Origin of the sequence: Streptomyces sp. NBC_00203, from assembly GCF_045206325.1 — a bacterium.
Classification (GTDB): Bacteria; Actinomycetota; Actinomycetes; order Streptomycetales; family Streptomycetaceae; genus Streptomyces; species Streptomyces lutosisoli.
The window spans coordinates 2306692-2333668 of the sequence record NZ_CP108126.1 but is presented as its reverse complement, the minus strand read 5'-3'; the positions used below and the strand labels follow the sequence as shown (position 1 = coordinate 2333668).

The 26977-nt window shown below is 67.9% G+C and carries 22 protein-coding genes, 3 rRNA genes and 1 pseudogene; 20 read left to right on the top strand and 6 right to left on the bottom strand.

Translation table 11 applies throughout. The features are described from left to right. The first annotated feature begins 66 nt into the window (after positions 1 to 66). From OG975_RS10760 to OG975_RS10750, 3 genes are all read left to right on the top strand, one after another. Complete coding sequence (locus OG975_RS10760) at positions 67 to 1218, top strand: GAF domain-containing sensor histidine kinase (RefSeq protein ID WP_406328904.1); 1152 nt, start codon at positions 67 to 69, stop codon at positions 1216 to 1218. Beyond that, on the top strand, positions 1211 to 1852 hold the full coding sequence (locus tag OG975_RS10755) for a response regulator transcription factor (protein ID WP_330303574.1): 642 nt from the start codon (positions 1211 to 1213) through the stop codon (positions 1850 to 1852). The genes OG975_RS10760 and OG975_RS10755 overlap by 8 nt, the downstream gene beginning before the upstream one ends. Positions 1853 to 2057: 205 nt before the next feature. After that, on the top strand, positions 2058 to 2303 hold the full coding sequence (locus OG975_RS10750; protein WP_406328903.1) for a chaplin: 246 nt from the start codon (positions 2058 to 2060) through the stop codon (positions 2301 to 2303). Positions 2304 to 2402: 99 nt separating this feature from the next. On the opposite strand, the gene OG975_RS10745 is transcribed toward OG975_RS10750, so the two are convergent. Continuing rightward, positions 2403 to 3191, bottom strand: a complete 789-nt coding sequence (locus OG975_RS10745) for a hypothetical protein (protein WP_330303572.1) — start codon at positions 3189 to 3191, stop codon at positions 2403 to 2405. A gap of 121 nt (positions 3192 to 3312) precedes the next feature. On the opposite strand from OG975_RS10745, the gene OG975_RS10740 reads away from it, so the two are divergent. From OG975_RS10740 to OG975_RS10730, 3 genes are all read left to right on the top strand, one after another. After that, complete coding sequence (locus tag OG975_RS10740; RefSeq protein ID WP_406328902.1) at positions 3313 to 4104, top strand: ABC transporter ATP-binding protein; 792 nt, start codon at positions 3313 to 3315, stop codon at positions 4102 to 4104. 94 nt (positions 4105 to 4198) lie between these two features. Beyond that, positions 4199 to 4633: an NfeD family protein gene (locus OG975_RS10735; protein WP_406328901.1), complete on the top strand. Its 435-nt coding sequence runs from the start codon at positions 4199 to 4201 to the stop codon at positions 4631 to 4633. Positions 4634 to 4763: 130 nt separating this feature from the next. Further along, the gene (locus OG975_RS10730) at positions 4764 to 5699 is read left to right on the top strand and encodes an SPFH domain-containing protein (RefSeq protein ID WP_327427672.1); all 936 of its coding nucleotides are present in this window, start codon (positions 4764 to 4766) and stop codon (positions 5697 to 5699) included. 125 nt (positions 5700 to 5824) lie between these two features. On the opposite strand, the gene OG975_RS10725 is transcribed toward OG975_RS10730, so the two are convergent. The 3 genes from OG975_RS10725 to OG975_RS10715 all read right to left on the bottom strand — a co-directional run bounded on the left by OG975_RS10725 (position 5825) and on the right by OG975_RS10715 (position 7883). After that, positions 5825 to 6328 (bottom strand): HNH endonuclease, encoded by a 504-nt coding sequence (locus OG975_RS10725; protein WP_406328900.1) that lies wholly within the window; start codon positions 6326 to 6328, stop codon positions 5825 to 5827. A 163-nt stretch (positions 6329 to 6491) separates the two neighbouring features. Next, positions 6492 to 7025: a YbhB/YbcL family Raf kinase inhibitor-like protein gene (locus tag OG975_RS10720; protein WP_406328899.1), complete on the bottom strand. Its 534-nt coding sequence runs from the start codon at positions 7023 to 7025 to the stop codon at positions 6492 to 6494. Between the two features lie 72 nt (positions 7026 to 7097). Next, complete coding sequence (locus OG975_RS10715; protein WP_406328898.1) at positions 7098 to 7883, bottom strand: sporulation protein; 786 nt, start codon at positions 7881 to 7883, stop codon at positions 7098 to 7100. 169 nt (positions 7884 to 8052) lie between these two features. Between OG975_RS10715 and OG975_RS10710 the strand changes: the two genes are divergently transcribed. From OG975_RS10710 to OG975_RS10685, 6 genes and pseudogenes are all read left to right on the top strand, one after another. Further along, positions 8053 to 8694, top strand: a complete 642-nt coding sequence (locus tag OG975_RS10710) for a DNA-3-methyladenine glycosylase (protein WP_406328897.1) — start codon at positions 8053 to 8055, stop codon at positions 8692 to 8694. A gap of 554 nt (positions 8695 to 9248) precedes the next feature. Further along, positions 9249 to 10774: ribosomal RNA gene (locus OG975_RS10705) — 16S ribosomal RNA — on the top strand. 315 nt (positions 10775 to 11089) lie between these two features. After that, positions 11090 to 14212, top strand: a 23S ribosomal RNA gene (locus OG975_RS10700). A gap of 104 nt (positions 14213 to 14316) precedes the next feature. Further along, positions 14317 to 14433, top strand: a 5S ribosomal RNA gene (gene rrf / locus OG975_RS10695). The 16S, 23S and 5S rRNA genes sit together here, the layout of an rRNA operon. Before the next feature lie 98 nt (positions 14434 to 14531). Further along, a pseudogene (locus OG975_RS10690) lies at positions 14532 to 15443 on the top strand (tetratricopeptide repeat protein); the annotation flags it as partial. A gap of 513 nt (positions 15444 to 15956) precedes the next feature. Further along, a complete protein-coding gene (locus OG975_RS10685; protein WP_406336233.1) occupies positions 15957 to 16880 on the top strand; it encodes a hypothetical protein in 924 nt (307 codons plus the stop codon). A gap of 99 nt (positions 16881 to 16979) precedes the next feature. Here the strand turns inward: OG975_RS10685 and OG975_RS10680 are convergent, their stop codons facing one another. Next, a complete protein-coding gene (locus OG975_RS10680; protein WP_406328896.1) occupies positions 16980 to 18272 on the bottom strand; it encodes a DUF1015 domain-containing protein in 1293 nt (430 codons plus the stop codon). Between the two features lie 72 nt (positions 18273 to 18344). Between OG975_RS10680 and OG975_RS10675 the strand changes: the two genes are divergently transcribed. The 4 genes from OG975_RS10675 (at position 18345) to OG975_RS10660 (ending at position 22518) form a co-directional block, all read left to right on the top strand. Continuing rightward, positions 18345 to 19373 carry an HAD hydrolase-like protein gene (locus OG975_RS10675; protein WP_406328895.1) on the top strand — a complete coding sequence of 343 codons (1029 nt, stop codon included), beginning with the start codon at positions 18345 to 18347 and terminating at the stop codon, positions 19371 to 19373. 162 nt (positions 19374 to 19535) lie between these two features. Continuing rightward, positions 19536 to 20579 (top strand): FecCD family ABC transporter permease, encoded by a 1044-nt coding sequence (locus OG975_RS10670; protein ID WP_406328894.1) that lies wholly within the window; start codon positions 19536 to 19538, stop codon positions 20577 to 20579. Then, positions 20576 to 21634: a FecCD family ABC transporter permease gene (locus tag OG975_RS10665; RefSeq protein ID WP_406328893.1), complete on the top strand. Its 1059-nt coding sequence runs from the start codon at positions 20576 to 20578 to the stop codon at positions 21632 to 21634. Before OG975_RS10670 ends, OG975_RS10665 begins: the two co-directional genes overlap by 4 nt. Then, a complete protein-coding gene (locus OG975_RS10660; RefSeq protein WP_406328892.1) occupies positions 21631 to 22518 on the top strand; it encodes an ABC transporter ATP-binding protein in 888 nt (295 codons plus the stop codon). The genes OG975_RS10665 and OG975_RS10660 overlap by 4 nt, the downstream gene beginning before the upstream one ends. On the opposite strand, the gene OG975_RS10655 is transcribed toward OG975_RS10660, so the two are convergent. Beyond that, positions 22502 to 22849 (bottom strand): SCP2 sterol-binding domain-containing protein, encoded by a 348-nt coding sequence (locus OG975_RS10655; protein WP_406328891.1) that lies wholly within the window; start codon positions 22847 to 22849, stop codon positions 22502 to 22504. The two genes, OG975_RS10660 and OG975_RS10655, sit on opposite strands and share 17 nt — an antisense overlap. Before the next feature lie 42 nt (positions 22850 to 22891). Between OG975_RS10655 and OG975_RS10650 the strand changes: the two genes are divergently transcribed. The 4 genes from OG975_RS10650 to recN all read left to right on the top strand — a co-directional run bounded on the left by OG975_RS10650 (position 22892) and on the right by recN (position 26928). Continuing rightward, positions 22892 to 23272, top strand: a complete 381-nt coding sequence (locus OG975_RS10650) for a hypothetical protein (RefSeq protein ID WP_406328890.1) — start codon at positions 22892 to 22894, stop codon at positions 23270 to 23272. A 7-nt stretch (positions 23273 to 23279) separates the two neighbouring features. Next, a complete protein-coding gene (locus OG975_RS10645; RefSeq protein ID WP_406328889.1) occupies positions 23280 to 24095 on the top strand; it encodes a TlyA family RNA methyltransferase in 816 nt (271 codons plus the stop codon). Further along, positions 24092 to 24997, top strand: a complete 906-nt coding sequence (locus OG975_RS10640; protein WP_327427660.1) for an NAD kinase — start codon at positions 24092 to 24094, stop codon at positions 24995 to 24997. Before OG975_RS10645 ends, OG975_RS10640 begins: the two co-directional genes overlap by 4 nt. Positions 24998 to 25197: 200 nt before the next feature. After that, positions 25198 to 26928 carry a DNA repair protein RecN gene (gene recN, locus OG975_RS10635; RefSeq protein ID WP_406328888.1) on the top strand — a complete coding sequence of 577 codons (1731 nt, stop codon included), beginning with the start codon at positions 25198 to 25200 and terminating at the stop codon, positions 26926 to 26928. The last annotated feature ends 49 nt before the right edge of the window (positions 26929 to 26977 follow it).

The following is a 26977-nucleotide window of genomic DNA, read 5'->3' as shown; positions in this document are numbered from 1 at the left end:
CAGGCCTAGGCGACGGCCATCACAGGTCTGATACGCGTTGTCACACCCCGCCGGTACTTTGGGGTCATGAGTCAAGGACCCCGGTCGGGCCTGTACGCGGTGAGTTCCGCGCTACTGGCCATGAGCAGGCACCTCGAAGTGCGCGACGTCCTCAAGACGATCGTCGCCTCGGCCCGCGAACTGCTGGACGCGCAGTACGCGGCGCTGGGCGTGCCCGACGACCACGGCGGCTTCGCCCAGTTCGTCGTCGACGGCGTCAGCGACGCGCAGTGGAAGGCCATCGGCCCGCTCCCGCGCCAGCACGGCATCCTCGCCGCGATGCTGCACGAGGCCCGCCCCGAGCGCCTCGCCGACGTGCGCACGGACCCCCGCTTCGAGGGCTGGCCCTCGGCTCACCCCGACATGTCCGACTTCCTGGGCCTGCCCATCCGCGACGGCGACGAGGTCATCGGCGCGCTGTTCCTGGCGAACAAGAACAAGAACAGCGCCAAGCCGGACGGCGGGTGCGGCTTCACCGAGGACGACGAGGAACTCCTCACCATCCTCGCCCAGCACGCCGCGATCGCCCTGACCAACGCCCGCCTCTACGAGCGTAGCCGCGAACTCACCATCGCCGAGGAGCGCTCCCGGCTCGCCCATGAACTCCACGACGCGGTCAGCCAGAAGCTGTTCTCCCTGCGCCTCACCGCACAGGCAGCCGCCACCCTCGTCGACCGCGACCCGGCGCGCGCCAAGGGCGAACTCCAGCAGGTGGCCGCGCTCGCCGCGGAGGCCGCCGACGAACTGCGCGCCGCCGTGGTCGAACTGCGCCCCACCGCCCTTGACGAGGACGGCCTGGTCGCCACCCTGCGCACCCACATCCAGGTCCTCGACCGCGCCCACTCCGCGCGCGTCACCTTCTCCAGCCGCGGAGTGCGGGCGCTGCCCGCCGCCCAGGAGGAGGCCATGCTGCGTGTCGCCCAGGAGGCCCTGCACAACGCACTGCGGCACTCCGGGGCCGCCGGCGTCGACGTCACCCTGGAGAAGCGCGGGCCGGGCGCCGTTCTGCGCATAACCGACGACGGCAGCGGCTTCGAACCCACCGCGATACGCAGCGCGGGCCGCCACCTCGGGCTCGTGTCGATGCGCGACCGGGCGAGCGGAGTCGGCGGCACACTCACCGTGGAATCGGCGCCCGGAAAGGGCACCACGATCGAGATGGAGGTCCCTGGTGGCTGACGCAATCAAGGTGCTGCTCGTCGACGACCACCAAGTGGTCCGCCGGGGTCTGCGCACCTTCCTCGAAGTACAGGACGACATCGAGGTCGTGGGAGAGGCGTCCGACGGCGCCGAAGGGATCGCCCGCGCCGAGGAGTTGAAGCCCGACGTCGTCCTCATGGACGTCAAGATGCCGGGCATGGACGGTATCGAGGCGCTGCGCAAGCTCCGCGAACTCGCCAACCCCGCGCGCGTGCTGATCGTCACCAGCTTCACCGAGCAGCGCACGGTCGTCCCCGCCCTGCGCGCGGGCGCCGCCGGATATGTGTACAAGGACGTGGACCCCGACGCCCTCGCCGGCGCCATTCGCTCCGTGCACGCCGGACACATCCTGCTGCAGCCCGAGGTCGCGGGCGCGCTGCTGTCCCAGGAGGAGGCCAACTCGGGCCAGGGGAGAGGCGGTTCACTCACCGAGCGGGAGCGTGAGGTGCTCACCCTGATCGCGGACGGCCGCTCCAACCGCGAGATCGCCCGCGCGCTCGTCCTCTCCGAGAAGACCGTCAAGACGCATGTCTCGAACATCCTGATGAAACTCGACCTGGCGGACCGGACCCAGGCCGCGCTCTGGGCCGTACGACATGGAGTGGCAGGCTGATCACCAGCGGATTCGCACTCCGGCGCACTCCTCGGACGCGGTCGGGGGCGCTCGGGAGGGCGGCAATTCGGAGGGTTCCGCTCCGGGATGAGATTCATACCGTCGTGTGTATGTCCCCCAGATGGCGCATCCTCCGTGGATCTCAGCCGTTCTCCCATGCGTGCTGCGGCGATTGCCGCAGTGATCGCTAGGAGGGGTTTTAGAAGTGAAGAACCTGAAGAAGGTCACTGCTGTCGCGATGGTGGCCGGTGGCCTGGTTGCCGCCGGTGCCGGTATGGCCTCCGCGACGGACGGCTCATGGGCGGGCGGCAGTGCCGAGGGCTCCCCGGGCGTCGCCTCGGGCAACGTCATCCAGGCCCCGGTTCACGTCCCCGTGAACGCGGTCGGCAACAGCGTGAACGTCATCGGCGCTCTGAACCCGGCCTTCGGCAACCTCGGCATCAACCGCTGAGTCCCGTACCGGAACCATCATGACCACCGGCCTCCCAGGGACTCCCTGGGAGGCCGGTCAGTTTGTGGGCTCATATACGGTTCGCGGGGCTTCTTGCTCTCAGCGAACCCCCCGCTCCCGCTCCTCCACAAACGCGTTGTAAGCCGCCACCTGAGCTCGCCGAGCCGTCCGCTCCACCGGCCGCAGCGCATGCGACCGCGCCGCGATCTCCGAGGCACTCACCGCCCCGCCATGCCCGTTCTCGTACGCCACGGAGACCAGCAACCCCACCCGCTGGGCAAGCTCCAACACCCGCACCGCACGCGGCGGATACCCGGGAGCCAGCACCTCACGCCCCCGCTCGGCCCGCGCCCGGTACGCGTCGACCGCCGCCTCCGCGACCGGCCCCGACCCGGCGACATCGAGCCGCGACAACACCTCGGTCGCCTCACGCAGCGCCTCCGCCAGCTCCCGCTCGGCCTCCCCGAGCGACGGCACGTCGGCGGGCGGCGCCTCCCGCACGGCAAGGCAGTGCCACACCACCTCGACGTGCACATCACCGTCGGGCCCGGCCTCGTACACCTCCGGCACGAGCCCGAGCGCGGCACCATGGCAGACGACGGCCTCCTCGGCGTCGAGGGCGCGCGCGTTGAAGTCCGGCGGTCCACTCAGCCCGAGCGGATGCCCCGGCGCGGGCAGCGCGACCCGCAGCCCGGTCACCCCGAGCGCGCGCAGCCGGCCGAGGGCGAGCGTGAGCCCGACAGGCCCCGACTCGCCCGGCAGCCCCTCGACCCGGTGCACCGCGTCCTCACCAACGATGGCGAGCACCGCGTCATCCGGCGAAATAAGTCCGGCCAAAAGGGCATTTCCCCATGCGGCCAACCGTCCTGAGCGTGGTTCCGAGAGCATGCCCCCACCCTAAGGACCGACCGATGGAATGGAGCAGCCGACCGGTGGCGTAGGTTTTCCCTGGGGGCTGCGTCCACAGACGTAAGCGACGGCCGAGACTGCAATGGGAGACAACGCGCTCATGAGCGATGTACTGGAGCTGGAGGACGTATCCGTGGTCCGCGAGGGCCGGGCTCTGGTGGACCAGGTCTCCTGGTCGGTCAAGGAAGGGGAGCGCTGGGTCATCCTCGGCCCGAACGGCGCCGGAAAAACGACCCTTCTGAACGTCGCCTCCAGCTACCTCTTCCCCAGCCAGGGCACTGCCACCATCCTCGGCGAGACCCTCGGCAAGGTCGACGTCTTCGAGCTGCGCCCGCGCATCGGTATGGCCGGTATCGCCATGGCCGAGAAGCTCCCCAAGCGCCAGACCGTCCTGCAGACCGTGCTCACCGCCGCGTACGGCATGACCGCCGGCTGGCACGAGGACTACGAGGACATCGACGAGCAGCGCGCCCGCGCCTTCCTCGACCGCCTCGGCATGAGCGACTACCTGGACCGCAAGTTCGGCACGCTCTCCGAGGGCGAGCGCAAGCGCACCCTGATCGCCCGCGCCCTGATGACCGACCCTGAGCTGCTGCTGCTCGACGAGCCCGCCGCCGGCCTCGACCTCGGCGGCCGCGAGGACCTCGTACGCCGCCTCGGCCGTCTCGCCCGCGACCCGATCGCCCCCTCCATGATCATGGTCACGCACCACGTCGAGGAGATCGCCCCCGGCTTCACCCACGTCCTGATGATCCGTCAGGGCAAGGTGCTCGCCGCGGGCCCCCTGGAGCTCGAACTCACCTCGCGCAACCTCTCGCTCTGCTTCGGCCTCCCCCTCGTCGTCGCACAGAACGGCGAGCGCTGGACCGCGCAGGGCCTGCCGATGGCCTGAACACCGGGACGCCCGGACCCTCGCAACGGACCGGGCGTGTCCCCGTGGATCGCGCGCCCTGTCCGCCAGGGGAGCGCGGTCCTACCATGACCATGTGAACGACATCAACGCATGGGTGTGGTGGCTGGTCGGCGCGGCCGGGCTCGGCATCCCGCTCGTCGTGACCGCGATGCCCGAGTTCGGCATGCTCGCCGTGGGCGCCGTCGCCGCCGCGGTCGTCGCGGGGCTCGGCGGCGATGTCGTCCTCCAAGTCCTCGTCTTCTCCGCCGTCTCGGTCGCACTCATCGCCGTCGTACGCCCCATCGCGGCCCGGCACCGCGCCCAGCGCCCCCAACTCGCCACCGGCATCGAGGCGTTGAAGGGCAGACAGGCCGTCGTCCTCGAACGCGTCGACGGTTCGGGCGGCGGCCGGATCAAGCTCGGCGGAGAGATCTGGTCGGCGCGCGCCCTCGACGCCGGACAGGTCTACGAGGCAGGCCAGGAAGTAGACGTCGTGGACATCGACGGAGCCACGGCGATTGTCATGTGACCTCGCACGACGCAAGTGAACCGAACGCCCCACGCGGCAGACGACGGTCTGTCAGACTCGTCCAGCAAGATCTTCAACAACCATAAGATCTTCAGGAATTACCGAGCGGAGAAGGGTACGGGGAGCAACGATGGAACCGATCATCATCGTCCTGGTCATTCTGGTGGTGTTGGTCTTCATCGCCCTGATCAAGACCATCCAGGTCATCCCACAGGCCAGCGCCGCGATCGTCGAGCGCTTCGGCCGCTATACGCGGACGCTGAACGCCGGACTGAACATCGTCGTTCCGTTCATCGACTCGATCCGCAACCGCATCGACCTGCGTGAACAGGTCGTGCCGTTCCCACCGCAGCCGGTGATCACCCAGGACAACCTGGTGGTCAACATCGACACGGTCATCTACTACCAGGTCACCGACGCCCGCGCGGCCACGTACGAAGTCGCCAGCTACATCCAGGCGATCGAGCAGCTCACCGTCACCACCCTGCGCAACATCATCGGCGGCATGGACCTGGAGCGGACCCTGACCTCCCGCGAGGAGATCAACGCGGCCCTGCGCGGCGTCCTCGACGAGGCCACCGGCAAGTGGGGCATCCGCGTCAACCGCGTCGAGCTCAAGGCGATCGAGCCGCCCACCTCCATCCAGGACTCGATGGAGAAGCAGATGCGCGCCGACCGTGACAAGCGCGCCGCGATCCTCACCGCCGAAGGTATCCGCCAGTCGCAGATCCTCACCGCCGAAGGTGAGAAGCAGTCCGCGATCCTGCGCGCCGAAGGCGAGGCCAAGGCCGCCGCACTGCGCGCCGAGGGCGAGGCCCAGGCCATCCGTACGGTCTTCGAGTCCATCCACGCCGGCGACGCCGACCAGAAGCTCCTCGCCTACCAGTACCTCCAGATGCTCCCCAAGATCGCCGAGGGCGACGCCAACAAGCTCTGGATCGTCCCCAGCGAAATCGGCGACGCCCTCAAGGGACTCAGCGGCGCCATGGGCAACTTCGGCCCCATGGGCGGCGGTTCGGGCAACGGCGGCACAGAGCGCCGCGAAAAGCCGTCCGTCACCGACTGACGGCACTGCACGGACTCCGGTGTTGTCCCGCGCCCCGTAAGGGGCGCGGGGAACTGCGCGACCAGCAACAAACGACCCGCAGCCGACCGATCACCGGGGGTTTTCCGACTCTCCCAGCGGAGCGCCTACGCGGGCTGAGCCAGCCACTCCGGCAGCGCGTCGAAGTCGTCCTGGCCGAGCGCCAGCAACATCGCGTCGGCGGGTGTCGGCTCGAACGGCTGCCACAGCAGCGGCATCCCCGCCTGGTCCGGCGTACGGGCCGCCTTGCGGTGATTGTCCTCCGCACAGGACGCGACCGTATTCAGCCAGGCGTCCTGACCACCCTGCGCGCGCGGCACCACGTGGTCGACCGTCGTCGCCCGCCTTCCGCAGTACGCGCACCGGTGCCTGTCCCGTACCAGAACACCGCGCCTCGACCACGGCGCTTGTCTTCGGAACGGCACCCTGACATAGCGGCAGAGCCTGATCACCCGGGGCACGGGTATGTCGAGCGCGGCTCCGCGCATACGGAGTTCGGGGTGGGCCTGCTCCACGACAGCCTTGTCCTGCAGCACCAGAACGACGGCTCGGTTCAACGTCACCGTCGACAGCGGCTCAAAGCTCGCGTTCAGTACCAGCGTGTCCCGCATCCAGCCCACCTCCTGTGTGCACCGGCCCACCCCCTGGCAGGCTTGGATCAACTCTGGCCGGGCGCGCCGAGATGGACAACGCAATAAAAAATGCCCGCCTCTGATCACTTCCAAGACCAGAGGCGGGCAAACGTTCAATGAACGTCTGTCTCGCGAGGGTGCCTTACGCGCCGGACGCGTACTCACCGATCAGCTGGGCGCGCGCCAGCGTGTGGAACCGCAGATTGAAGCCCACCACGGCAGGCGACACGTCCGAGTCCGGACCGAGCTTCTCCTGATCGACCGCGTACACCGTGAACACATACCGGTGGGCAGGGTCCCCGGGCGGCGGCGCGGCACCACCGAAGTCCTTCGACCCGTAGTCGTTGCGCACCTGCACCACGCCCTCGGGCAGTCCCTCGAACTTCCCGCTACCCGCGCCCGTGGGCAGCTCGGTGACCGACGCCGGGATGTCGAACACCACCCAGTGCCAGAATCCGCTCCCAGTCGGGGCGTCCGGATCGAAGCACGTCACGGCGAAACTCTTGGTCTCCGGCGGGAAGCCCTCCCAGCGCAGCTGAGGCGAGGTGTTCCCGGCCGCGTAGACCTGAGAATCCTTCAGGGTCGCGCCCGGCTCGACGTCCGCGCTCGTGACCGTGAAGGACGGCACAGTCGGATGGAAGTCGTGGGGGAGGGGCGGCCGCTTGAGGTCGGTCACCTCGGTACCTCCTGATCGGTTCCTGGATGGTTGCCGGGCGGTTCCGGAACGCGCAAATCGCCCGACCCGAGCCTAGAACCAGCTGCGCTTGCTGCCGACCTCCGACAGCCACTGGTTCAGGTACGCCGCCCAGTCCGTGCCCTGGTAGTCGTGCAGACCCACCTTGAAGGAGCGGTACGAGTCGCTGCCCTCGGTGAAGAGGCCCGGCTTCTTGTCCATCTCCAGGATGACGTCCATCTCGCGGTCGTCCGCGACGAAGCTCAGCTCCACCTGGTTCAGCCCGCGGTACTGCGACGGCGGGAAGAACTCGATCTCCTGGTAGAACGGCAGCTTCTGCCGCGTACCCCGGATGTGGCCGCGCTCCATGTCCGCGTTCTTGAAGCGGAAGCCCAGCTGGATGAAGGCGTTCAGGATCGCCTGCTGCGCGGGCATCGGGTGCACATTGATCGGGTCCAGGTCACCCGAGTCGACGGCTCGCGCGATCTCCAGCTCCGTGGTCACACCGATGTGCATGCCCCGCAGCGCCTGACCGTCGATCGTGGTGATCGGCGTCTCCCACGGGATCTCCAGCCCGAACGGCACCGCGTGCACCGCGCCCGCCTGGAGCTCGAAAGCCCCGCCGAGCCGCAGCTTCGTGAACTCGATGTCCTGCTTGTACTCCTGGTCGTCGTGACCCTCGACCTCGACCTTGGCCTGCAGACCGACCGACAGACCCTCGATCGCCTGGGCCACCGACCCGCCCTGGATCCGCACCTCACCCTGGACGACGCCGCCCGGAACGGTGTTGACCTCCGTCAGCACCGTCTCGACCGAAGCCCCACCGGCCCCCAGGCTCGCAAGCAGCCGCTTGAACCCCATGTCACTTCCTCCCCAGGCAACGCCTGTTCCATCTGCCGTGTCCGTCTGTATTCCTTGATCCCTACAAACGCGATCCGACCGCGGCCGGTTCCGCGCCCTCACCCTTCCAAGGGGGACGCTCCCTGACCACCCCATCGACACGCACCCGTCTGGACTACGCTCGGACGCCATGATCGCGGCCCCTGACCGTACGCCCCTCACGCGCGACTTCTTCGACCGCCCCGTACTGGACGTCGCCCCCGACCTCCTGGGGCGCATCCTCGTACGCACCACCCCCGACGGTCCGATCGAACTCCGCCTCACAGAGGTAGAGGCGTACGACGGCCCGAACGACCCCGGCTCCCACGCCTATCGCGGCCGCACGGCCCGCAATGACGTGATGTTCGGTCCCCCTGGGCATGTGTACGTCTACTTCACCTACGGCATGTGGCACTGCATGAACCTGGTCTGCGGTCCGGGCGGCTCGGCCAGCGCAGTCCTGCTCCGGGCCGGCGAGGTCACCGAAGGCGCCGAGCTCGCCCGTAAACGTCGACTCTCGGCCCGAAATGACAAGGAACTGGCCAAAGGGCCCGCACGACTCGCCACGGCCCTTGGGGTGGACCGGTCGCTGGACGGCACGGATGCCTGCGCCCCCGAGGGCTCCCCACTGACCCTCCTGACGGGCACCCCCGTCCACTCCGACCAGGTACGCAGCGGTCCGCGCACCGGAGTGGCCGGCGACGGAGGCGTCCACCCATGGCGCTTCTGGATCGCCAACGACCCGACGGTGAGCCCTTATCGAGCCCATACGCCGCGCCGCCGCTCAACTTGACGCGTCTCTGGGGGATCCGTAATGTAGCCCGAGCCGCTTGAACCGGGTACGGCGTTCAGCCTGCAGCCGGAAGTGGCCAACCCACTACCTACGTCTTCCCCTCAGCGGGGGCGAATTCGGCGTGCCTGCATGCCTGAATTCAAACTCGCGGAACTCGATTATGAGTTGCAGAGGGAATCGGCTAACGTAGTGAATGTCGAAAGGCCGCGAGGCGAAAGCGCTCAAAGCCGGAAGACAAACTCCCGCCGACCGGGAATCGGACACGAAAGAGTCTGATAGAGTCGGAAACGCAAGACCGAAGGGAAGCGCCCGGAGGAAAGCCCGAGAGGGTGAGTACAAAGGAAGCGTCCGTTCCTTGAGAACTCAACAGCGTGCCAAAAATCAACGCCAGATATGTTGATACCCCGTCTCCGGCCGATCGGCTGGGACGAGGTTCCTTTGAAAAAGTCCTGCCGGGCACTGCCTGGTAGGCGCACAGCGAGGACGCTGTGAACCTTCCGATTATTCCTCGGGAGGTTCCGCTCTCGTGGTGTCCACCCGATTACGGGTAAACATTCACGGAGAGTTTGATCCTGGCTCAGGACGAACGCTGGCGGCGTGCTTAACACATGCAAGTCGAACGATGAAGCCCTTCGGGGTGGATTAGTGGCGAACGGGTGAGTAACACGTGGGCAATCTGCCCTTCACTCTGGGACAAGCCCTGGAAACGGGGTCTAATACCGGATAATACTTCTGCCCGCATGGGTGGGGGTTAAAAGCTCCGGCGGTGAAGGATGAGCCCGCGGCCTATCAGCTTGTTGGTGAGGTAGTGGCTCACCAAGGCGACGACGGGTAGCCGGCCTGAGAGGGCGACCGGCCACACTGGGACTGAGACACGGCCCAGACTCCTACGGGAGGCAGCAGTGGGGAATATTGCACAATGGGCGAAAGCCTGATGCAGCGACGCCGCGTGAGGGATGACGGCCTTCGGGTTGTAAACCTCTTTCAGCAGGGAAGAAGCGAAAGTGACGGTACCTGCAGAAGAAGCGCCGGCTAACTACGTGCCAGCAGCCGCGGTAATACGTAGGGCGCAAGCGTTGTCCGGAATTATTGGGCGTAAAGAGCTCGTAGGCGGCTTGTCACGTCGGGTGTGAAAGCCCGGGGCTTAACCCCGGGTCTGCATTCGATACGGGCTAGCTAGAGTGTGGTAGGGGAGATCGGAATTCCTGGTGTAGCGGTGAAATGCGCAGATATCAGGAGGAACACCGGTGGCGAAGGCGGATCTCTGGGCCATTACTGACGCTGAGGAGCGAAAGCGTGGGGAGCGAACAGGATTAGATACCCTGGTAGTCCACGCCGTAAACGGTGGGAACTAGGTGTTGGCGACATTCCACGTCGTCGGTGCCGCAGCTAACGCATTAAGTTCCCCGCCTGGGGAGTACGGCCGCAAGGCTAAAACTCAAAGGAATTGACGGGGGCCCGCACAAGCAGCGGAGCATGTGGCTTAATTCGACGCAACGCGAAGAACCTTACCAAGGCTTGACATACACCGGAAACGGCCAGAGATGGTCGCCCCCTTGTGGTCGGTGTACAGGTGGTGCATGGCTGTCGTCAGCTCGTGTCGTGAGATGTTGGGTTAAGTCCCGCAACGAGCGCAACCCTTGTTCTGTGTTGCCAGCATGCCCTTCGGGGTGATGGGGACTCACAGGAGACTGCCGGGGTCAACTCGGAGGAAGGTGGGGACGACGTCAAGTCATCATGCCCCTTATGTCTTGGGCTGCACACGTGCTACAATGGCAGGTACAAAGAGCTGCGAAGCCGCGAGGCGGAGCGAATCTCAAAAAGCCTGTCTCAGTTCGGATTGGGGTCTGCAACTCGACCCCATGAAGTCGGAGTTGCTAGTAATCGCAGATCAGCATTGCTGCGGTGAATACGTTCCCGGGCCTTGTACACACCGCCCGTCACGTCACGAAAGTCGGTAACACCCGAAGCCGGTGGCCCAACCCCTTGTGGGAGGGAGCTGTCGAAGGTGGGACTGGCGATTGGGACGAAGTCGTAACAAGGTAGCCGTACCGGAAGGTGCGGCTGGATCACCTCCTTTCTAAGGAGCACTTCTTACCGATCCCTTCGGGGTGAGGTCAGAGGCCAGTACATCGGCGAATGTCCGGTGCTGGTTGCTCATGGGTGGAACGTTGATTATTCGGCACCGTCAGTCATCTCGGGCTGTGAGTACTGTCCTTCGGGGCGTGGAAAGCTGATCATGAGTGGCGAGGGTGTCGGGCACGCTGTTGGGTGTCTGAAGGTACGGCCGATTACGGCTGCCTTCAGTGCCGGCCCCAGTGAACTTGCCCAGTAGGGCAGGGTGATGGGTGGTTGGTCGTTGTTTGAGAACTGCACAGTGGACGCGAGCATCTGTGGCCAAGTTTTTAAGGGCGCACGGTGGATGCCTTGGCACCAGGAACCGATGAAGGACGTGGGAGGCCACGATAGTCCCCGGGGAGCCGTCAACCAGGCTTTGATCCGGGGGTTTCCGAATGGGGAAACCCGGCAGTCGTCATGGGCTGTCACCCATACCTGAACACATAGGGTATGTGGAGGGAACGCGGGGAAGTGAAACATCTCAGTACCCGCAGGAAGAGAAAACAACCGTGATTCCGGGAGTAGTGGCGAGCGAAACTGGATGAGGCCAAACCATATGCGTGTGAGACCCGGCAGGGGTTGCGCATGTGGGGTTGTGGGATCTCTCTTTCACAGTCTGCCGGCTGTGAGGCGAGTCAGAAACCGTTGATGTAGGCGAAGGACATGCGAAAGGTCCGGCGTAGAGGGTAAGACCCCCGTAGTCGAAACATCAACGGCTCGTTTGAGAGACACCCAAGTAGCACGGGGCCCGAGAAATCCCGTGTGAATCTGGCGGGACCACCCGCTAAGCCTAAATATTCCCTGGTGACCGATAGCGGATAGTACCGTGAGGGAATGGTGAAAAGTACCGCGGGAGCGGAGTGAAATAGTACCTGAAACCGTGTGCCTACAAGCCGTGGGAGCGTCGGAGTGCATGCTTGCATGCACTCTCGTGACTGCGTGCCTTTTGAAGAATGAGCCTGCGAGTTTGCGGTGTGTTGCGAGGTTAACCCGTGTGGGGAAGCCGTAGCGAAAGCGAGTCCGAATAGGGCGATTCAGTAGCGCGCTCAAGACCCGAAGCGGAGTGATCTAGCCATGGGCAGGTTGAAGCGGCTGTAAGAGGTCGTGGAGGACCGAACCCACCAGGGTTGAAAACCTGGGGGATGACCTGTGGTTAGGGGTGAAAGGCCAATCAAACTCCGTGATAGCTGGTTCTCCCCGAAATGCATTTAGGTGCAGCGTCGTGTGTTTCTTGCCGGAGGTAGAGCACTGGATAGGCGATGGGCCCTACCGGGTTACTGACCTTAGCCAAACTCCGAATGCCGGTAAGTGAGAGCGCGGCAGTGAGACTGTGGGGGATAAGCTCCATGGTCGAGAGGGAAACAGCCCAGAGCATCGACTAAGGCCCCTAAGCGTACGCTAAGTGGGAAAGGATGTGGAGTCGCAGAGACAACCAGGAGGTTGGCTTAGAAGCAGCCACCCTTGAAAGAGTGCGTAATAGCTCACTGGTCTAGTGATTCCGCGCCGACAATGTAGCGGGGCTCAAGCGTACCGCCGAAGTCGTGTCATTGCAGCAATAGGGCCAACGCCCGCTGTGATGGGTAGGGGAGCGTCGTGTGCCGGGTGAAGCCGCGCCGGAAGGCAGTGGTGGACGGTTCACGAGTGAGAATGCAGGCATGAGTAGCGATACACACGTGAGAAACGTGTGCGCCGATTGACTAAGGGTTCCTGGGTCAAGCTGATCTGCCCAGGGTAAGTCGGGACCTAAGGCGAGGCCGACAGGCGTAGTCGATGGATAACCGGTTGATATTCCGGTACCCGCTGTGAAGCGTCAAACATTGAACCAGGCGATGCTAAGTCCGTGAAGCCGCCCCGGAGCCTTCGGGCAAAGGGGAGTGGTGGAGCCGACGGACCAGACCTGCAGTAGGTGAGTGATGGGGTGACGCAGGAAGGTAGTCCATCCCGGGCGGTGGTTGTCCCGGGGTAAGGGTGTAGGCCGTGCGATAGGCAAATCCGTCGCACATTAAGGCTGAGACCTGATGCCGAGCCGATTGTGGTGAAGTGGATGATCCTATGCTGTCGAGAAAAGCCTCTAGCGAGTTTCATGGCGGCCCGTACCCTAAACCGACTCAGGTGGTCAGGTAGAGAATACCGAGGCGTTCGGGTGAACTATGGTTAAGGAACTCGGCAAAATGCCCCCGTAACTTCGGGAGAAGGGGGGCCATCACCGGTGATTGAATTTACTTCATGAGCTGGGGGTGGCCGCAGAGACCAGCGAGAAGCGACTGTTTACTAAAAACACAGGTCCGTGCGAAGCCGTAAGGCGATGTATACGGACTGACGCCTGCCCGGTGCTGGAACGTTAAGGGGACCGGTTAGTCACTCTTCGGGGTGGCGAAGCTGAGAACTTAAGCGCCAGTAAACGGCGGTGGTAACTATAACCATCCTAAGGTAGCGAAATTCCTTGTCGGGTAAGTTCCGACCTGCACGAATGGCGTAACGACTTCTCGACTGTCTCAACCATAGGCCCGGTGAAATTGCACTACGAGTAAAGATGCTCGTTTCGCGCAGCAGGACGGAAAGACCCCGGGACCTTTACTACAGTTTGATATTGGTGTTCGGTTCGGCTTGTGTAGGATAGCTGGGAGACTTTGAAGCAGGCACGCCAGTGTTTGTGGAGTCGTCGTTGAAATACCAGTCTGGTCGTGCTGGATGTCTAACCTGGGTCCGTGATCCGGATCAGGGACAGTGTCTGATGGGTAGTTTAACTGGGGCGGTTGCCTCCTAAAGAGTAACGGAGGCGCCCAAAGGTTCCCTCAGCCTGGTTGGTAATCAGGTGTTGAGTGTAAGTGCACAAGGGAGCTTGACTGTGAGACCGACGGGTCGAGCAGGGACGAAAGTCGGGACTAGTGATCCGGCGGTGGCTTGTGGAAGCGCCGTCGCTCAACGGATAAAAGGTACCCCGGGGATAACAGGCTGATCTTCCCCAAGAGTCCATATCGACGGGATGGTTTGGCACCTCGATGTCGGCTCGTCGCATCCTGGGGCTGGAGTCGGTCCCAAGGGTTGGGCTGTTCGCCCATTAAAGCGGTACGCGAGCTGGGTTTAGAACGTCGTGAGACAGTTCGGTCCCTATCCGCTGTGCGCGTAGGAATATTGAGAAGGGCTGTCCCTAGTACGAGAGGACCGGGACGGACGAACCTCTGGTGTGCCAGTTGTCCTGCCAAGGGCATGGCTGGTTGGCTACGTTCGGGAGGGATAACCGCTGAAAGCATCTAAGCGGGAAGCCTGCTTCGAGATGAGTATTCCCACCTCCTTGAGAGGGTAAGGCTCCCAGTAGACGACTGGGTTGATAGGCCAGATCTGGAAGCCCGGTAACGGGTGGAGGTGACTGGTACTAATAGGCCGAGGGCTTGTCCTCAGTTGCTCGCGTCCACTGTGTTAGTTCTGAGACAACGAACCGTTGTCGGCCAGAGCAGAACATTCAACTGAAAAGTGTGCTTGTTCGCTCGAAACCATTAGGGTTTCGGTGGTCATAGCGTGAGGGAAACGCCCGGTTACATTCCGAACCCGGAAGCTAAGCCTCACAGCGCCGATGGTACTGCAGGGGGGACCCTGTGGGAGAGTAGGACGCCGCCGAACAATATTTGGAGGACCTCTGGTCCCAGCGACTCGCTGGGACCAGAGGTCCTTTTTTGTTTTTCCGAAGCGCGCCGAGTACCTGGCTGCGCGAGAATGACTTGCGGTACCGAAGACAGGAGTCACCCATGTCCACCAACTCTCCCGATGAGCGACCGGAGCGCGACCAGCGCCGCCGGGACAGTGGTGACCGCGGCGGCTACCGCGGGGGCCCGCGCCGCGACAACGACCGGGGTGGGTCCGATCGCGGCGGGTCCGACCGTGGTGGCTTCCGCCGCGATGATCGCCGTGATGACAACCGTGGTGGCGGCGGTGACCGCGGCGGCTTCCGCCGGGACGACCGTCCCAGCGGCCCGCGCCGTGATGACAACCGCGGCGGTGGCGGCTTCCGCCGCGATGACAACCGTCGCGATGACAACCGTGGCGGTGGCGATCGCGGTGGGCGCCCGCCGTTCCGGCGCGACGACCGCCCCAGCGGACCCAGTCGCGATGATCGCGACCGCGGCGGCTTCCGCCGGGACGGAGACCGTCCTGCCGTCCGTCGTGACGACGACCGCGGCGGCTTCCGCCGGGACGACCGCCCCAGCGGCCCGCGTCGTGATGACCGCCCCAGCGGCCCGCGCCGTGATGACCGCCCCAGCGGCCCGCGCCGCGATGACAACCGTGGCGGTGGCGGCTTCCGTCGGGACGACCGTCGTGATGACCGGCGTGACGATCGTCGTGACAGCGGCGACCGTGGTGGCTTCCGTCGCGATGATCGCCGCGATGACAACCGTGGTGGCGGCGGTGACCGTGGCGGCTTCCGCCGCGACGACCGCAGCGACTTCCGGCGTGACGACCGCAGGGACAGCGGTGACCGCCCGGCCTTCCGCCGTGACGACAGGCGTGATGACCGCCGCGATGATCGTCGTGACAGTGGCGACCGTCCGGCCTTCCGTCGCGATGACAACCGTGGTGGCGGCGATCGTGGTGGCTTCCGGCGTGACGACCGCGGTGACTTCCGGCGTGACGACCGTCCCAGCGGGCCGCGCCGAGATGATGACCGTGGTGGTTTCCGTCGCGATGACAACCGTGGCGGTGGCGGCTTCCGTCGAGATGACCGGCGTGACGATCGTCGTGACAGCGGCGACCGTGGTGGCTTCCGTCGCGATGATCGCCGTGATGACAACCGTGGTGGCGGTGACCGTGGTGGCTTCCGCCGCGACGACCGCAGCGACTTCCGGCGTGACGACCGCAGGGACAGCGGTGACCGCCCGGCCTTCCGCCGTGACGACCGCCGTGACGACCGTCGTGACGACAACCGTGGTGGCGGCGGTTTCCGTGGCCGCGACGACCGTGGCCGCGACGACCGTGGCCGCGACGACCGCGGACGTGACGACCGTGGACGCGGTGGCCCGCGTCGTGACGACCGGGGCGGGCGCCCCGGCGGCTTCCGTGGTCGTGACGACCGCGGGGGCGACGACCGGCGCGGCGGCGGCTTCCGTGGCCGCGACGAGCGGGACCGTGACCGCGAGCCGATCAAGCGGCTGCCGATCCCTGACGACGTCACGGGTGAGGAGATCGACAAGGATGTACGGCAGGAGCTCCAGAGCCTGCCCAAGGGGCTTGCCGAGGATGTCGCACGGAACCTGGTGATGGTTGCCCGGCTCATCGACGAGGACCCCGAGGGTGCGTACGCGTACTCGAAGATCGCCCTGCGCCTGGCGTCGCGTGTCGCCGCCGTACGCGAGGCGGCCGGTTTCGCCGCGTACGCGAGCCAGAAGTACAGCGAGGCGCTCGCCGAGTTCCGGGCCGCGCGGCGGATGACCGGCAGCGTGGAGCTGTGGCCCGTCATGGCGGACTGTGAGCGCGGTCTGGGCCGGCCCGAGAAGGCGCTGGACATGGCCGGCGCGCCCGAGGTGCAGAAGCTGGACAAGGCCGGTCAGGTCGAGATGCGGCTCGTGGCCGCCGGTGCGCGGCGGGACATGGGGCAGCTGGATGCCGCCATCGTGACCCTCCAGAGCCCGGAGCTCGCCTCGAACTCCGTACAGCCGTGGACCGCGCGACTGCGTTACGCGTACGCCGACGCGCTGCTCGCCGCCGGTCGTGAGGGCGAGGCACGCGAGTGGTTCGCGAAGGCTGTCGAGTCCGACAAGGACGGCAGCACGGACGCGTCCGACCGTCTTGCCGAGCTGGACGGCGTGGAGTTCGTCGATGTGCTCGTCGAGGATGAGGACGAGGCGGAGCCGGAGGCCAAGTCCGAGCCGGAGATCGAGTCCGAGACCAAGGACGAGTTCGACGACGAGGACGAGGACGACGACGAGGTCGAAATCGACGACGAAGAAGACGGCGACGAAGAAGACGAGGCCGACGCCGAGGAAGAGACTCCTCAGGCCGCGCAGGCCCCGGTCGACGGCGACGGCGACGTTGAAGACGACGAGGACGACGAGGACGACGCTCCTCAGAGCTGACGCCGGGCGTACGTAAAACAGCAGAAGCAGGCGTACGTAGATACACACGGGCGGCGGGATTCCGGAAGGAGTCCCGCCGCCCGTTTGCGTTTCAGGGGGTCAGAGCGACAGCGCCCGCAGCACCAGCCCCGACGCCGGCTTGGGGCCGAACGACGTCGACTTGCGGGGCATCGTGACGCCCTGGCGGGCGAGGTCGCGTACGACCTCCTCGTGGACCGGGTGCATGAGGACGGCCGTGCCGCCGTCGCGCTCCGCCTTCTCGACCGTGGCGGTCGTGTCGTGGATGTACGCGATGTCCGCGGGCGAGTCCTCCGGGATCTCCCAGACGTGGTCGAGGAGCGTGGCGTGCAGGACCGTCGCGTCCAGGGTGCGCCAGGCCTCGGGGCGGTCGGCCGGGATCGTACGGGCGAGGAGGCCGGGGTCCGGGCGGTCGACCAGGTGGAACGCGCCGTCGCCCGCGAGGAGGAAGGCGTTGCCCTCGGAGGCCGCCGCGGCGAGGGCCTCCAGGGCTTCGGCGAGGGGGACGTCCAGGTGGCGTACCCGGAAGGAGCCCGTGAGGGCGTTGAGCGCGTCGGCGACCGGCAGGCGGTGCAGCAGGCGGTGGATGGCGCGGACGCGCAGCGGATAGCGCACGGTGTCCACCAGGAGGACCAGGCCGTAGTCCCAGGGGCTGGGGGACGGGTGCTCCGCGCGTAGACGCAGATATGTCGCCCAGCGGTGGTGGCCGTCGGCGATGAGTGCCTGGTGGTGGTGGAGATCTGTCTGGATCTCGGCCAGCTCGGCCGGATCGGTGACCGCCCACAGACGGTGGCTGAAGCCGTCCTCCGTGGTGGTCGACAGCAGCGGCGGGCGTTCGGCGGTACGCTCGATGACGGCGGCCGTGCCGACCTGGGAACCGTTGCCGCGGTAGGTCAGCAGCAGGGGTTCGAGGTTGGCGGAGGTGGCGCGCATCAGGGCCGCGCGGTCGGCGATGACGTGCGGCATCACGTCCTCGTGCGGGAGGACGACGCAGTCCGACGGTTCCGACAGGCGCAGGGCGCCGATGATGCCGCGTTGCAGCATGTCGCCGTCGCGCTGCTCGTACACGTACAGGCCCGGCTCGGGGTCGGTGGTCAGGACGCCTTCCGAGAGCCAGAGCCGCAGGGTTTCGGCCGCCTGCTGGTTGCGGGCGGTGGGGGTGCCGTCCTGGGGGAGGATCAGCCGGACGATGTTGTGCGGGTCGGCGGATTCGAGTTCGAGCAGGCCGTCGGGCCGTACGACGACGTCGTACGGCGGGGATGTCACGGCGGCCAGGCTGCCGACCCGGTCGGGGTCGTAGCGCAGGCCCCGGAACGGGGTCAGTTCGAGGCCGCTGCGCGCCGGTGTTGCCTCCGCGGGACCTGCATAGTTCATTGAGGCATCGTAAGTGTGTCAGTGGCATGCGCGATGATCGGGGGAAAGAGATCGAACGAGGAGCGATGTGTAATGAGCCAGACCGTCAGGACGCGGCCCGACGGCAGTGGCCAGGCCCTGAGCGAGGCGTACGACACGGCGCTGCTCGACCTGGACGGGGTGGTGTACGCGGGCGGTAACGCGATCGCGTACGCCGTGGAGTCCCTCGGCACGGCCCGCTCGGGCGGGATGCACCTCGCGTACGTCACGAACAACGCGCTGCGGACGCCGGACGCGGTGGCCGCCCACCTGACGGAGCTGGGGATACCGACGGGGGCCTCGGACGTCATCACCTCGGCGCAAGCCGCGGCCCGGCTCATCAGCGAGCAGGTGCCCGCCGGCGCGCGCGTGCTGGTCATCGGCGGAGAGGGGCTGCGTGTCGCGCTGCGCGAGCGCGGCCTTGAGCCGGTCGAGTCGGCGGACGACGATCCGGCGGCGGTCGTCCAGGGGTTCGGCGGTGCGGATCTTCCCTGGGGACGCTTCGCCGAAGCGAGCTACGCCATCGCGCGCGGGGTGCCGTGGTTCGCCTCCAACACCGATCTGACGATCCCCAGCGCGCGCGGAATCGCCCCGGGGAACGGTGCGGCGGTGGAGGTCGTACGGATCGCCACGGGCGCCGAGCCGCAGGTGGCGGGCAAGCCGCTGCCCCCGATGCACCGCGAGACGATCCTGCGGACCGGGGCGAAGCGGCCGCTGGTGGTCGGTGACCGGCTGGACACGGACATCGAGGGCGCGTTCAACGGCGAGGTGGACTCGCTGCTCGTGCTCACCGGGGTGACGGACGGCGCGCAGCTCCTGGCCGCCCCGCCGCAGCACCGGCCGACGTATGTCGACGCGGATCTGCGCGGTCTGCTCACCGGGCAGCCGGATGTCGTCGAGGCGGGCGACGGGTTCCGCTGCGGGGGCTGGACGGCGATGGCAGGGCGGGAGCGGCTGGAGCTGGAGGGCGACGGCGAGGCCCTCGACGGGCTGCGGGCGCTGTGCGCGGCGGCGTGGACGGCGGCCGGGGACGGGGCGTGCGAGCTGGACGGGGGGAAGGCACTGGCGCGGCTGGGGCTTTGAGCGCGGAGGGGGCGGCGCCGGCGCGGCTCGGGTGGTGAACGCGCGGGCGGCTCGTGTCGCTCATCAGCGGTGGCTCGCGTTGCACATTGGCGGCGGCTCGCGTTGCTCATCAGCGGTGACAGGGGATCGAGCCGCCATGCGAGGGTAGGCTAACCTAACCTCGTGTTGGTCGACAGTCCTCCTGAACAGCGCGCGGAGACCGCCCCCGCGCCCCCAACCCGCCGGGCGATACGTGTCTTTGGGCTCCTCGCGTCCGTGGGCGTCCTGGTGCTCGTCGCGCTGGCGAGCGTCGCGATCGGTGCGAAAGCGCTGCCACTGGACCAGGTCTGGCACGGCCTGTTCCACGACTCGGGGACGTACGCCGACGTCGTGGTCGCCGACCGGATCTCCCGTACCGTCCTGGGGCTGCTGGTCGGCGCCGCGCTCGGGTTGTCCGGCGCGGTCCTCCAGGCGCTCACCCGCAATCCGCTGGCGGATCCCGGGCTGCTCGGCATCAACGCGGGCGCGTCCGCCGCCGTGGTCACCGCCATCACGTACTTCGGCGTCACGAGTCTGAGCGGCTACGTCTGGTTCGCCTTCTTCGGAGCGGCCGCGGTCGGGGCGCTGGTCTGGTTCCTGGGCGGCAGCCGGGGCGCGACCCCGGTGCGGCTCGCGCTCGCGGGCACCGCGATCTCCGCCGCCCTCTACGGCTACCTCCAGGCCGTGATGATCACGGACGATGCGGCGCTCGGCAAGATGCGCTTCTGGACGGTCGGTTCGCTGGCCTCGGCCACCGACACGACCATCAAGCAGGTGCTGCCGTTCCTGGCGGTCGGCACGATCGTCGCGCTGGCCCTCGCCCGGCCGCTGAACGCGGTGGCCATGGGCGACGACACCGCCCGCGCGCTCGGCGCCCATCTGAACCGCACCCGCGCGCTGTCCATGGCCGCCGCCACCGTGCTGTGCGGTGCCGCGACCGCCGCCTGCGGACCGATCGTGTTCGTCGGACTGATGGTCCCGCACGTCGTCCGGTCCTTCACGGGGCCCGACCTGCGCTGGATCCTGCCGTACGCCACCGTCCTGTCGCCGGTGCTGCTGCTCGGTGCCGATGTGCTCGGGCGGCTGGTCGCCCGGCCCGCGGAGCTTCAGGTCGGTATCGTCACCGCGGTTCTCGGCGGCCCGGTCTTCATCTTTCTCGTACGGCGACGGAGGACGGCGCAGCTGTGACGACCACACGTAAGCCGATCCCTGCCATCAGGGCGGTCCGTACGCGCGGCGGTCTCTCCGTCCGGCTCGACGTCCGGGCGTTCACCGTCGTCGTGCTGCTGCTGGTGGCCGCGCTCACCGCGAGCGTGGTGCTGATCGGAACCGGCGACTTCCCGATCCCGGCCGTCGACGTCCTCAAGACGCTGGTCGGCAACGGAAACGCCGGCCAGGAGTTCATCGTCAACGAACTGCGGCTGCCGCGGGTCCTCGTCGGCCTGCTCGTCGGGGCCTCGCTCGGGCTCGGCGGGGCGCTCTTCCAGTCCATCTCCCGCAATCCGCTGGGCAGTCCGGACGTGCTCGGCCTCGGGCAGGGCTCGACGGCCGGCGCGCTCATCATGATCGTGCTGTTCTCCGGGACCGCGACCCAGGTCGCCCTCGGGGCGCTCGTCGGCGGACTCGTGACCGGGCTCGCCATCTATCTGCTCGCGTGGAAGCAAGGGGTGCACGGGTATCGACTGGTCCTGGTCGGCATCGGTGTCTCCGCGATCGTCACGGCGGTCAACGGCTATCTGCTCACCAAGGCCGACATCGTCGACGCGGCCCGCGCGATCGTCTGGATGACCGGCTCGCTCAACGGCCGTGACTGGGCCCAGGTCTGGCCGCTGCTCATCATGTGCGCCGTCCTCGTGCCGCTCGTCCTGGGCAACGCGCGAGGGCTGCGCATGCTGGAGATGGGCGACGACGTCTCGTACGCCCTAGGGGTGCGCGTCGAGCGCGTACGACTGCTGCTGATGCTGTCCGCCGTACTGCTGACCGCGGGCGCCACCGCGGCCGCGGGCCCGGTCGGTTTCGTGGCGCTCACCGCGCCGCAGCTCGCCCGGCGGCTGACCCGGTCGCCCGGACCGAACCTGGTGCCGTCGATGTGCATGGGCGCGACCCTGCTGATCGTCGCGGACTGGGCCTCGCAGCGGGCCTTCGGCGCCGATCAGCTGCCCGTCGGCGTTGTGACCGGTGTCCTCGGCGGCGTCTATCTGCTGTGGCTGCTCGTCACCGAGCGCAAGGCGGGCCGGATATGAGCGCCGACAACGCCGACAACAGCGGGCCGAACAATCAAAGGAGCACTGTGAACCGCCTGTCCGCCGACAACGTCACCCTCGGCTACGACCAGCGCGTCATCGCGGAGAAGCTGTCGGTGGAGATCCCCGACAACTCCTTCACCGTGATCGTCGGCCCGAACGCCTGCGGCAAGTCCACGCTGCTGCGCGCCCTTTCGCGGATGCTCAAGCCCTCCGAGGGCCGGGTGCTCCTCGACGGGCAGGTCATCCAGTCGATGCCGGCGAAGAAGGTGGCCAGGACGCTGGGGCTGCTGCCGCAGTCGTCGATCGCGCCGGACGGGATCACCGTCGGTGACCTGGTCGGCCGGGGCCGCTATCCGCACCAGGGGCTGCTGCGCCAGTGGTCGGTGGAGGACGAGCGGGTCGTGCAGGAGTCGATGGCCTCGACCGGGGTCGCCGAGCTGGCCGATCGCTATGTCGACGAATTGTCGGGTGGCCAGCGGCAGCGCGTGTGGATCGCGATGGCGCTCGCGCAGCAGACCCCGCTGCTGCTCCTCGACGAGCCGACCACCTACCTCGACATCCAGCACCAGATCGACGTGCTCGACCTGTGCGCGGAGCTCCACGAGGAGCAGGGCCGCACGCTGGTCGCCGTGCTGCACGACCTCAACCACGCGGCCCGGTACGCCACCCACCTCATCGCCCTGCGCGACGGCCAGGTCATCGCCGAGGGCGCGCCGAGCGACATCGTCACGGCCGAGCTGGTCGAGCGGGTCTTCGGGCTGCGCTGCCAGGTCATCGACGATCCGGAGACGGGTACGCCGCTGGTGGTGCCGGCGGCGCGCAAGGCGCGTACGGCCACGTCCGGGCAGGCGGTCGTGGCGGCGGCTACAGAAGGGTCCTGAGCCGGAACAGGTCGCGCAGGCCCGCCTCCAGCTTCACTCTGCCCGAGCCCCAGGCCTTCGCGAAGTTCAGGTCGCCGTTCACCATGGAGACCAGGTCGTCGCCCTTCATGGTGAGCCGGATCTGCGCCCTGTCGGGGGGCGGGCCCTGGAGCGTGTCGAGCACCTCGATCCGGCCGTCCTTGAGACGGCCCACGAAGGTGATGTCGAGGTCGGTGATACGGCAGCTCAGCGAGCGGTCGAGCGCCGCCGCGCTGCGTACGTCGCCTTCCGCGCCCGCCATGTTGTCCGAGAGCTTGTCGAGTGCGGTGCGGCACTCCTCAATCGTCGCCATCGTGATCGACGGTACCGCAGCGCTTCGCGGTAGCGTCGGGGCATGAGCGACTCATGGCCGGAGACCGAGGTCCGGCAGGATGCGAGGGCACCGGAGCCCGGGACAGCCGTCGGACCGGGCGTCGAGCCGGGCGCCGGGCTCGCGGTCGGACCCGAGCCGGACGGTGAGCGGGATGCCGAGCCCGCGGTCGAACCCGCGTACGATCCCCCCGCCCCGGCCCCGGTGGGGGTGCCCCGCGTCCCCACCGGCAACGCCGAGGTCGACGCCCAGCTCGACCGGCTGGCCGACGCCGACCACCTCGCCACGGACGGACACCTTGAGGTGTACGAGGATGTACACGGGGGGCTGCGCGACGCGCTCACCGCGCTCGACGCACGCCCGGGACCTCCGGCGCCCCCCGCACCGTACGACCGCAGGAGCTGAACCGAACGTGGCAGGAGTGGCACGCCGCCGTCTCGACGCCGAGCTGGTCCGCCGGAAACTGGCGCGCTCGCGCGAGCACGCCAGCCAGCTGATCGCCGCGGGGCGGGTCAGCGTCGGCAAGACCCTCGCGACCAAGCCCGCCACACAGGTGGAGACCGCGGCCGCGATCGTGGTCACCCAGGACGACAGCGACCCCGACTACGTCTCGCGCGGCGGACACAAGCTCGCGGGCGCCCTGGCGGCCTTCGTACCGCAGGGGCTGAAGGTCGAGGGCCGGCGGGCGCTGGACGCCGGAGCGTCCACCGGTGGCTTCACCGACGTACTGCTGCGCGCGGGCGCCGCCCATGTCGTCGCCGTCGACGTCGGTTACGGACAACTCGCCTGGTCTCTTCAGAGCGATGAACGCGTCACCGTCAAGGACCGTACGAACGTACGCGAGTTGACGTTGGAGGCGATCGATGGGGAGCCCGTGGATCTTGTCGTCGGGGATCTGTCCTTCATCCCGCTCGGACTGGTGCTGCCCGCCCTGGTGGGGTGCGCGGCGCCGGATGCCGACCTGGTGATGATGGTGAAACCGCAGTTCGAAGTGGGGAAGGAACGGCTGGGGAGCGGCGGTGTCGTACGCAGCCCCGAACTGCGCGCGGAGGCCGTGCGCGGAGTGGCCGAGCGAGCCCGTCAACTGGGGCTCGGAGTGAAGGGTGTGACCGCAAGCCCATTGCCCGGACCCTCGGGCAATGTCGAGTACTTTCTGTGGCTGCGGGCCGGGGCACCCGAACTCGACCCGGCCGACGTTGACCGTGCAGTGGCGGAGGGGCCGCGTTGACTCAGACCCGAGCTCGTACTGTTTTCCTGCTGGCCCACACCGGGCGGCCGGCAGCCATCCGCAGCGCCGAGTTGGTCGTCCAGGGGCTGTTGCGCTCCGGGATCGGCGTACGGGTCCTGGAGGCGGAGGCGGCCGATCTGCCGCTGCCGGACGAGGTGGAGCTGGTCAAGGAGGCGACTCCGCAGTGCCTCGACGGCGCCGAGCTGCTGATCGTGCTCGGCGGTGACGGCACGCTGCTGCGCGGCGCCGAGTTCGCCCGCGCCTCCGGGGTGCCGATGCTCGGCGTCAACCTCGGGCGCGTCGGCTTCCTCGCGGAGGCCGAGCGCGACGACCTCGACAAGGTGGTCGACCGGGTCGTCACCAAGGCGTACGAGGTCGAGGAGCGGATGACCGTCGATGTCGTCGTGCACAGCAACGGCGACATCGTGCACACCGACTGGGCGCTGAACGAGGCGGCCGTGCAGAAGGCCGGCGCCGAGAAGCTCCTTGAGGTGGTGCTGGAGATCGACGGGCGGCCGGTGACGGGGTTCGGCTGCGACGGGATCGTGTGCGCGACGCCTACCGGGTCGACCGCGTATGCCTTCTCCGCGGGCGGGCCTGTGGTGTGGCCGGAGGTCGAGGCGCTGCTGATGGTGCCGATCAGTGCGCATGCGCTGTTCGCGAAGCCGTTGGTGACCTCGCCGGACTCGGTGCTCGCGGTGGAGGTGTTGCCGCACATCCCGCCGGGGGTTTTGTGGTGTGACGGGCGGCGGACGGTGGAGTTGCCTCCGGGGGCTCGGGTGGAGGTTCGGCGGGGGGCTGTGCCGGTGCGGTTGGCTCGGCTGCACCATGCTTCGTTCACTGATCGGCTGGTGGCCAAGTTCGCGTTGCCGGTTTCTGGGTGGCGGGGGGCGCCGCACTGACGCTCCGGGGGAGGGGCTGGGGGCGTATGCGCGGCTGCGGGCCGTCTGTGGCTGGTCGCGCAGTTCCCCGCGCCCCTATGGGGCGCGTCCACTCCCCGGGGTGACAAGGTGCCGTTTGTAGGTGCTTGTCACCTGGGGCTTCGTGGCAGCGGGGCGGGGGGCGTCGCACAGCCGGGCCCCGACCTCGTAAGGTCGTGTCCGTGTTGGAGGAGATGCGGATACGGTCGCTCGGAGTCATCGACGACGCTGTCGTCGAGCTGTCGCCCGGCTTCACCGCCGTGACGGGTGAAACCGGTGCGGGCAAGACGATGGTGGTCACCAGCCTCGGGCTGCTGCTGGGCGGGCGCGCTGATCCCGCCCTTGTGCGGATCGGCGCCAAGAACGCCGTCGTGGAGGGGCGCATCGCCGTACCTCCGGGCGGGACGGCCGTCGTACGGGCCGAGGAGGCCGGGGCCGAACTCGACGACGGGGCGCTGCTGATCAGCCGTACCGTTTCGGCCGAGGGGCGCTCGCGGGCCCACCTGGGCGGGCGCTCCGTGCCGGTGGGAGTGCTCGCCGAGCTCGCGGACGAGCTCGTCGCCGTGCACGGGCAGACCGACCAGCAGGGGCTGCTCAAGCTGTCCCGGCAGCGGCAGGCGCTCGACCGGTACGCGGGCGACGCCGTCGCCGTGCCGCTCGCCAAGTACGCGGGCGCGTACCGACGGCTGCGGGCGATCTCGGCCGAGGTGGACGAGATCACCACGCGCGCGCGGGAACGGGCCCAGGAAGCCGACATGCTGCGCTTCGGGCTCGACGAGATCGAAGCGGTCGAGCCGCGCGCCGGCGAGGACGTCGAGCTGGCCGCCGAGGCCGAGCGGCTCGGCCACGCGGAGGCGCTCGCATCGGCCGCCACGGCCGCCCACGCCGCGCTCGCGGGCAATCCCGAGGACCCGGAGGGCATCGACGCCGCCACGCTCGTCGCGGGCGCGCACCGGGCTCTGGAGGCCGTACGGTCCCACGACTCCGCCCTCGCCGCGCTGTCCGGGCGGATCGGGGAGGTCGGGATCCTGCTGCGCGATGTGGCGGGCGACCTTGCCGGGTACGCCGATGACCTCGACGCCGACCCGCTGCGGCTCGCGGCGGTCGAGGAGCGGCGGGCCGCGCTCACCCAGCTGACCCGGAAGTACGGCGAGGACATCGACGCCGTGCTCGCGTGGTCCGAGCAGGGTTCCGCGCGCCTCCTCGAACTCGAAGGCGACGACGAGCGGATCGACGAGCTGACCGGCGAACGGGACGCCCTGCGGACCGAACTGGGCGGGCTCGCCCAGGCGCTGACGGACGCCCGTACGGAGGCCGCCGAGCGGTTCGCCGCCGCGGTGACCGCCGAGCTGGCCTCGCTCGCCATGCCGCACGCGCGCGTGTCCTTCGAGATCCGGCAGACCGACGACCCGGAGGGCGTGGAACTCGGCGGGCGCACGGTCGCGTACGGTCCCGCGGGCGTCGACGAGGTCGAGCTGTTGCTCGCCCCGCACCCCGGGGCGCCGCCGCGGCCCATCGCCAAGGGGGCGTCGGGCGGTGAGCTGTCGCGGGTGATGCTCGCGGTCGAGGTCGTCTTCGCGGGTACGGATCCTGTGCCGACGTATCTGTTCGACGAGGTCGACGCCGGTGTGGGCGGCAAGGCCGCGGTCGAGATCGGGCGACGGCTGGCCCGGCTCGCCAAGACCGCGCAGGTGGTCGTGGTGACGCATCTGCCGCAGGTGGCCGCCTTCGCCGATCGGCAGTTGCTGGTCGAGAAGACGAACGACGGGTCGGTGACTCGGTCCGGGGTGAAGGTCCTGGAGGGCGAGGAGCGGATTCGGGAGCTGTCCCGGATGCTTGCGGGGCAGGAGGACTCGGAGACGGCTCGGGCGCATGCGGAGGAGTTGCTGGCGACGGCGCGCGCCGACGGGTAGCGGGGGCTTCCCCGCCGCTCCGCGGCGTCGCCTTGACCGCTCCGCGGTC

Coding starts and splice junctions, on each gene's coding strand:
- OG975_RS10760 (WP_406328904.1), top strand. CDS start 67: ATGAGTCAAGGACCCCGGTCGGGCCTGTACGCGGTGAGTTCCGCGCTA.
- OG975_RS10745 (WP_330303572.1), bottom strand. CDS start 3,191: ATGCTCTCGGAACCACGCTCAGGACGGTTGGCCGCATGGGGAAATGCC.
- OG975_RS10740 (WP_406328902.1), top strand. CDS start 3,313: ATGAGCGATGTACTGGAGCTGGAGGACGTATCCGTGGTCCGCGAGGGC.
- OG975_RS10730 (WP_327427672.1), top strand. CDS start 4,764: ATGGAACCGATCATCATCGTCCTGGTCATTCTGGTGGTGTTGGTCTTC.
- OG975_RS10725 (WP_406328900.1), bottom strand. CDS start 6,328: ATGCGGGACACGCTGGTACTGAACGCGAGCTTTGAGCCGCTGTCGACG.
- OG975_RS10715 (WP_406328898.1), bottom strand. CDS start 7,883: ATGGGGTTCAAGCGGCTGCTTGCGAGCCTGGGGGCCGGTGGGGCTTCG.
- OG975_RS10710 (WP_406328897.1), top strand. CDS start 8,053: ATGATCGCGGCCCCTGACCGTACGCCCCTCACGCGCGACTTCTTCGAC.
- OG975_RS10680 (WP_406328896.1), bottom strand. CDS start 18,272: ATGAACTATGCAGGTCCCGCGGAGGCAACACCGGCGCGCAGCGGCCTC.
- OG975_RS10675 (WP_406328895.1), top strand. CDS start 18,345: ATGAGCCAGACCGTCAGGACGCGGCCCGACGGCAGTGGCCAGGCCCTG.
- OG975_RS10660 (WP_406328892.1), top strand. CDS start 21,631: ATGAGCGCCGACAACGCCGACAACAGCGGGCCGAACAATCAAAGGAGC.
- OG975_RS10655 (WP_406328891.1), bottom strand. CDS start 22,849: ATGGCGACGATTGAGGAGTGCCGCACCGCACTCGACAAGCTCTCGGAC.
- OG975_RS10650 (WP_406328890.1), top strand. CDS start 22,892: ATGAGCGACTCATGGCCGGAGACCGAGGTCCGGCAGGATGCGAGGGCA.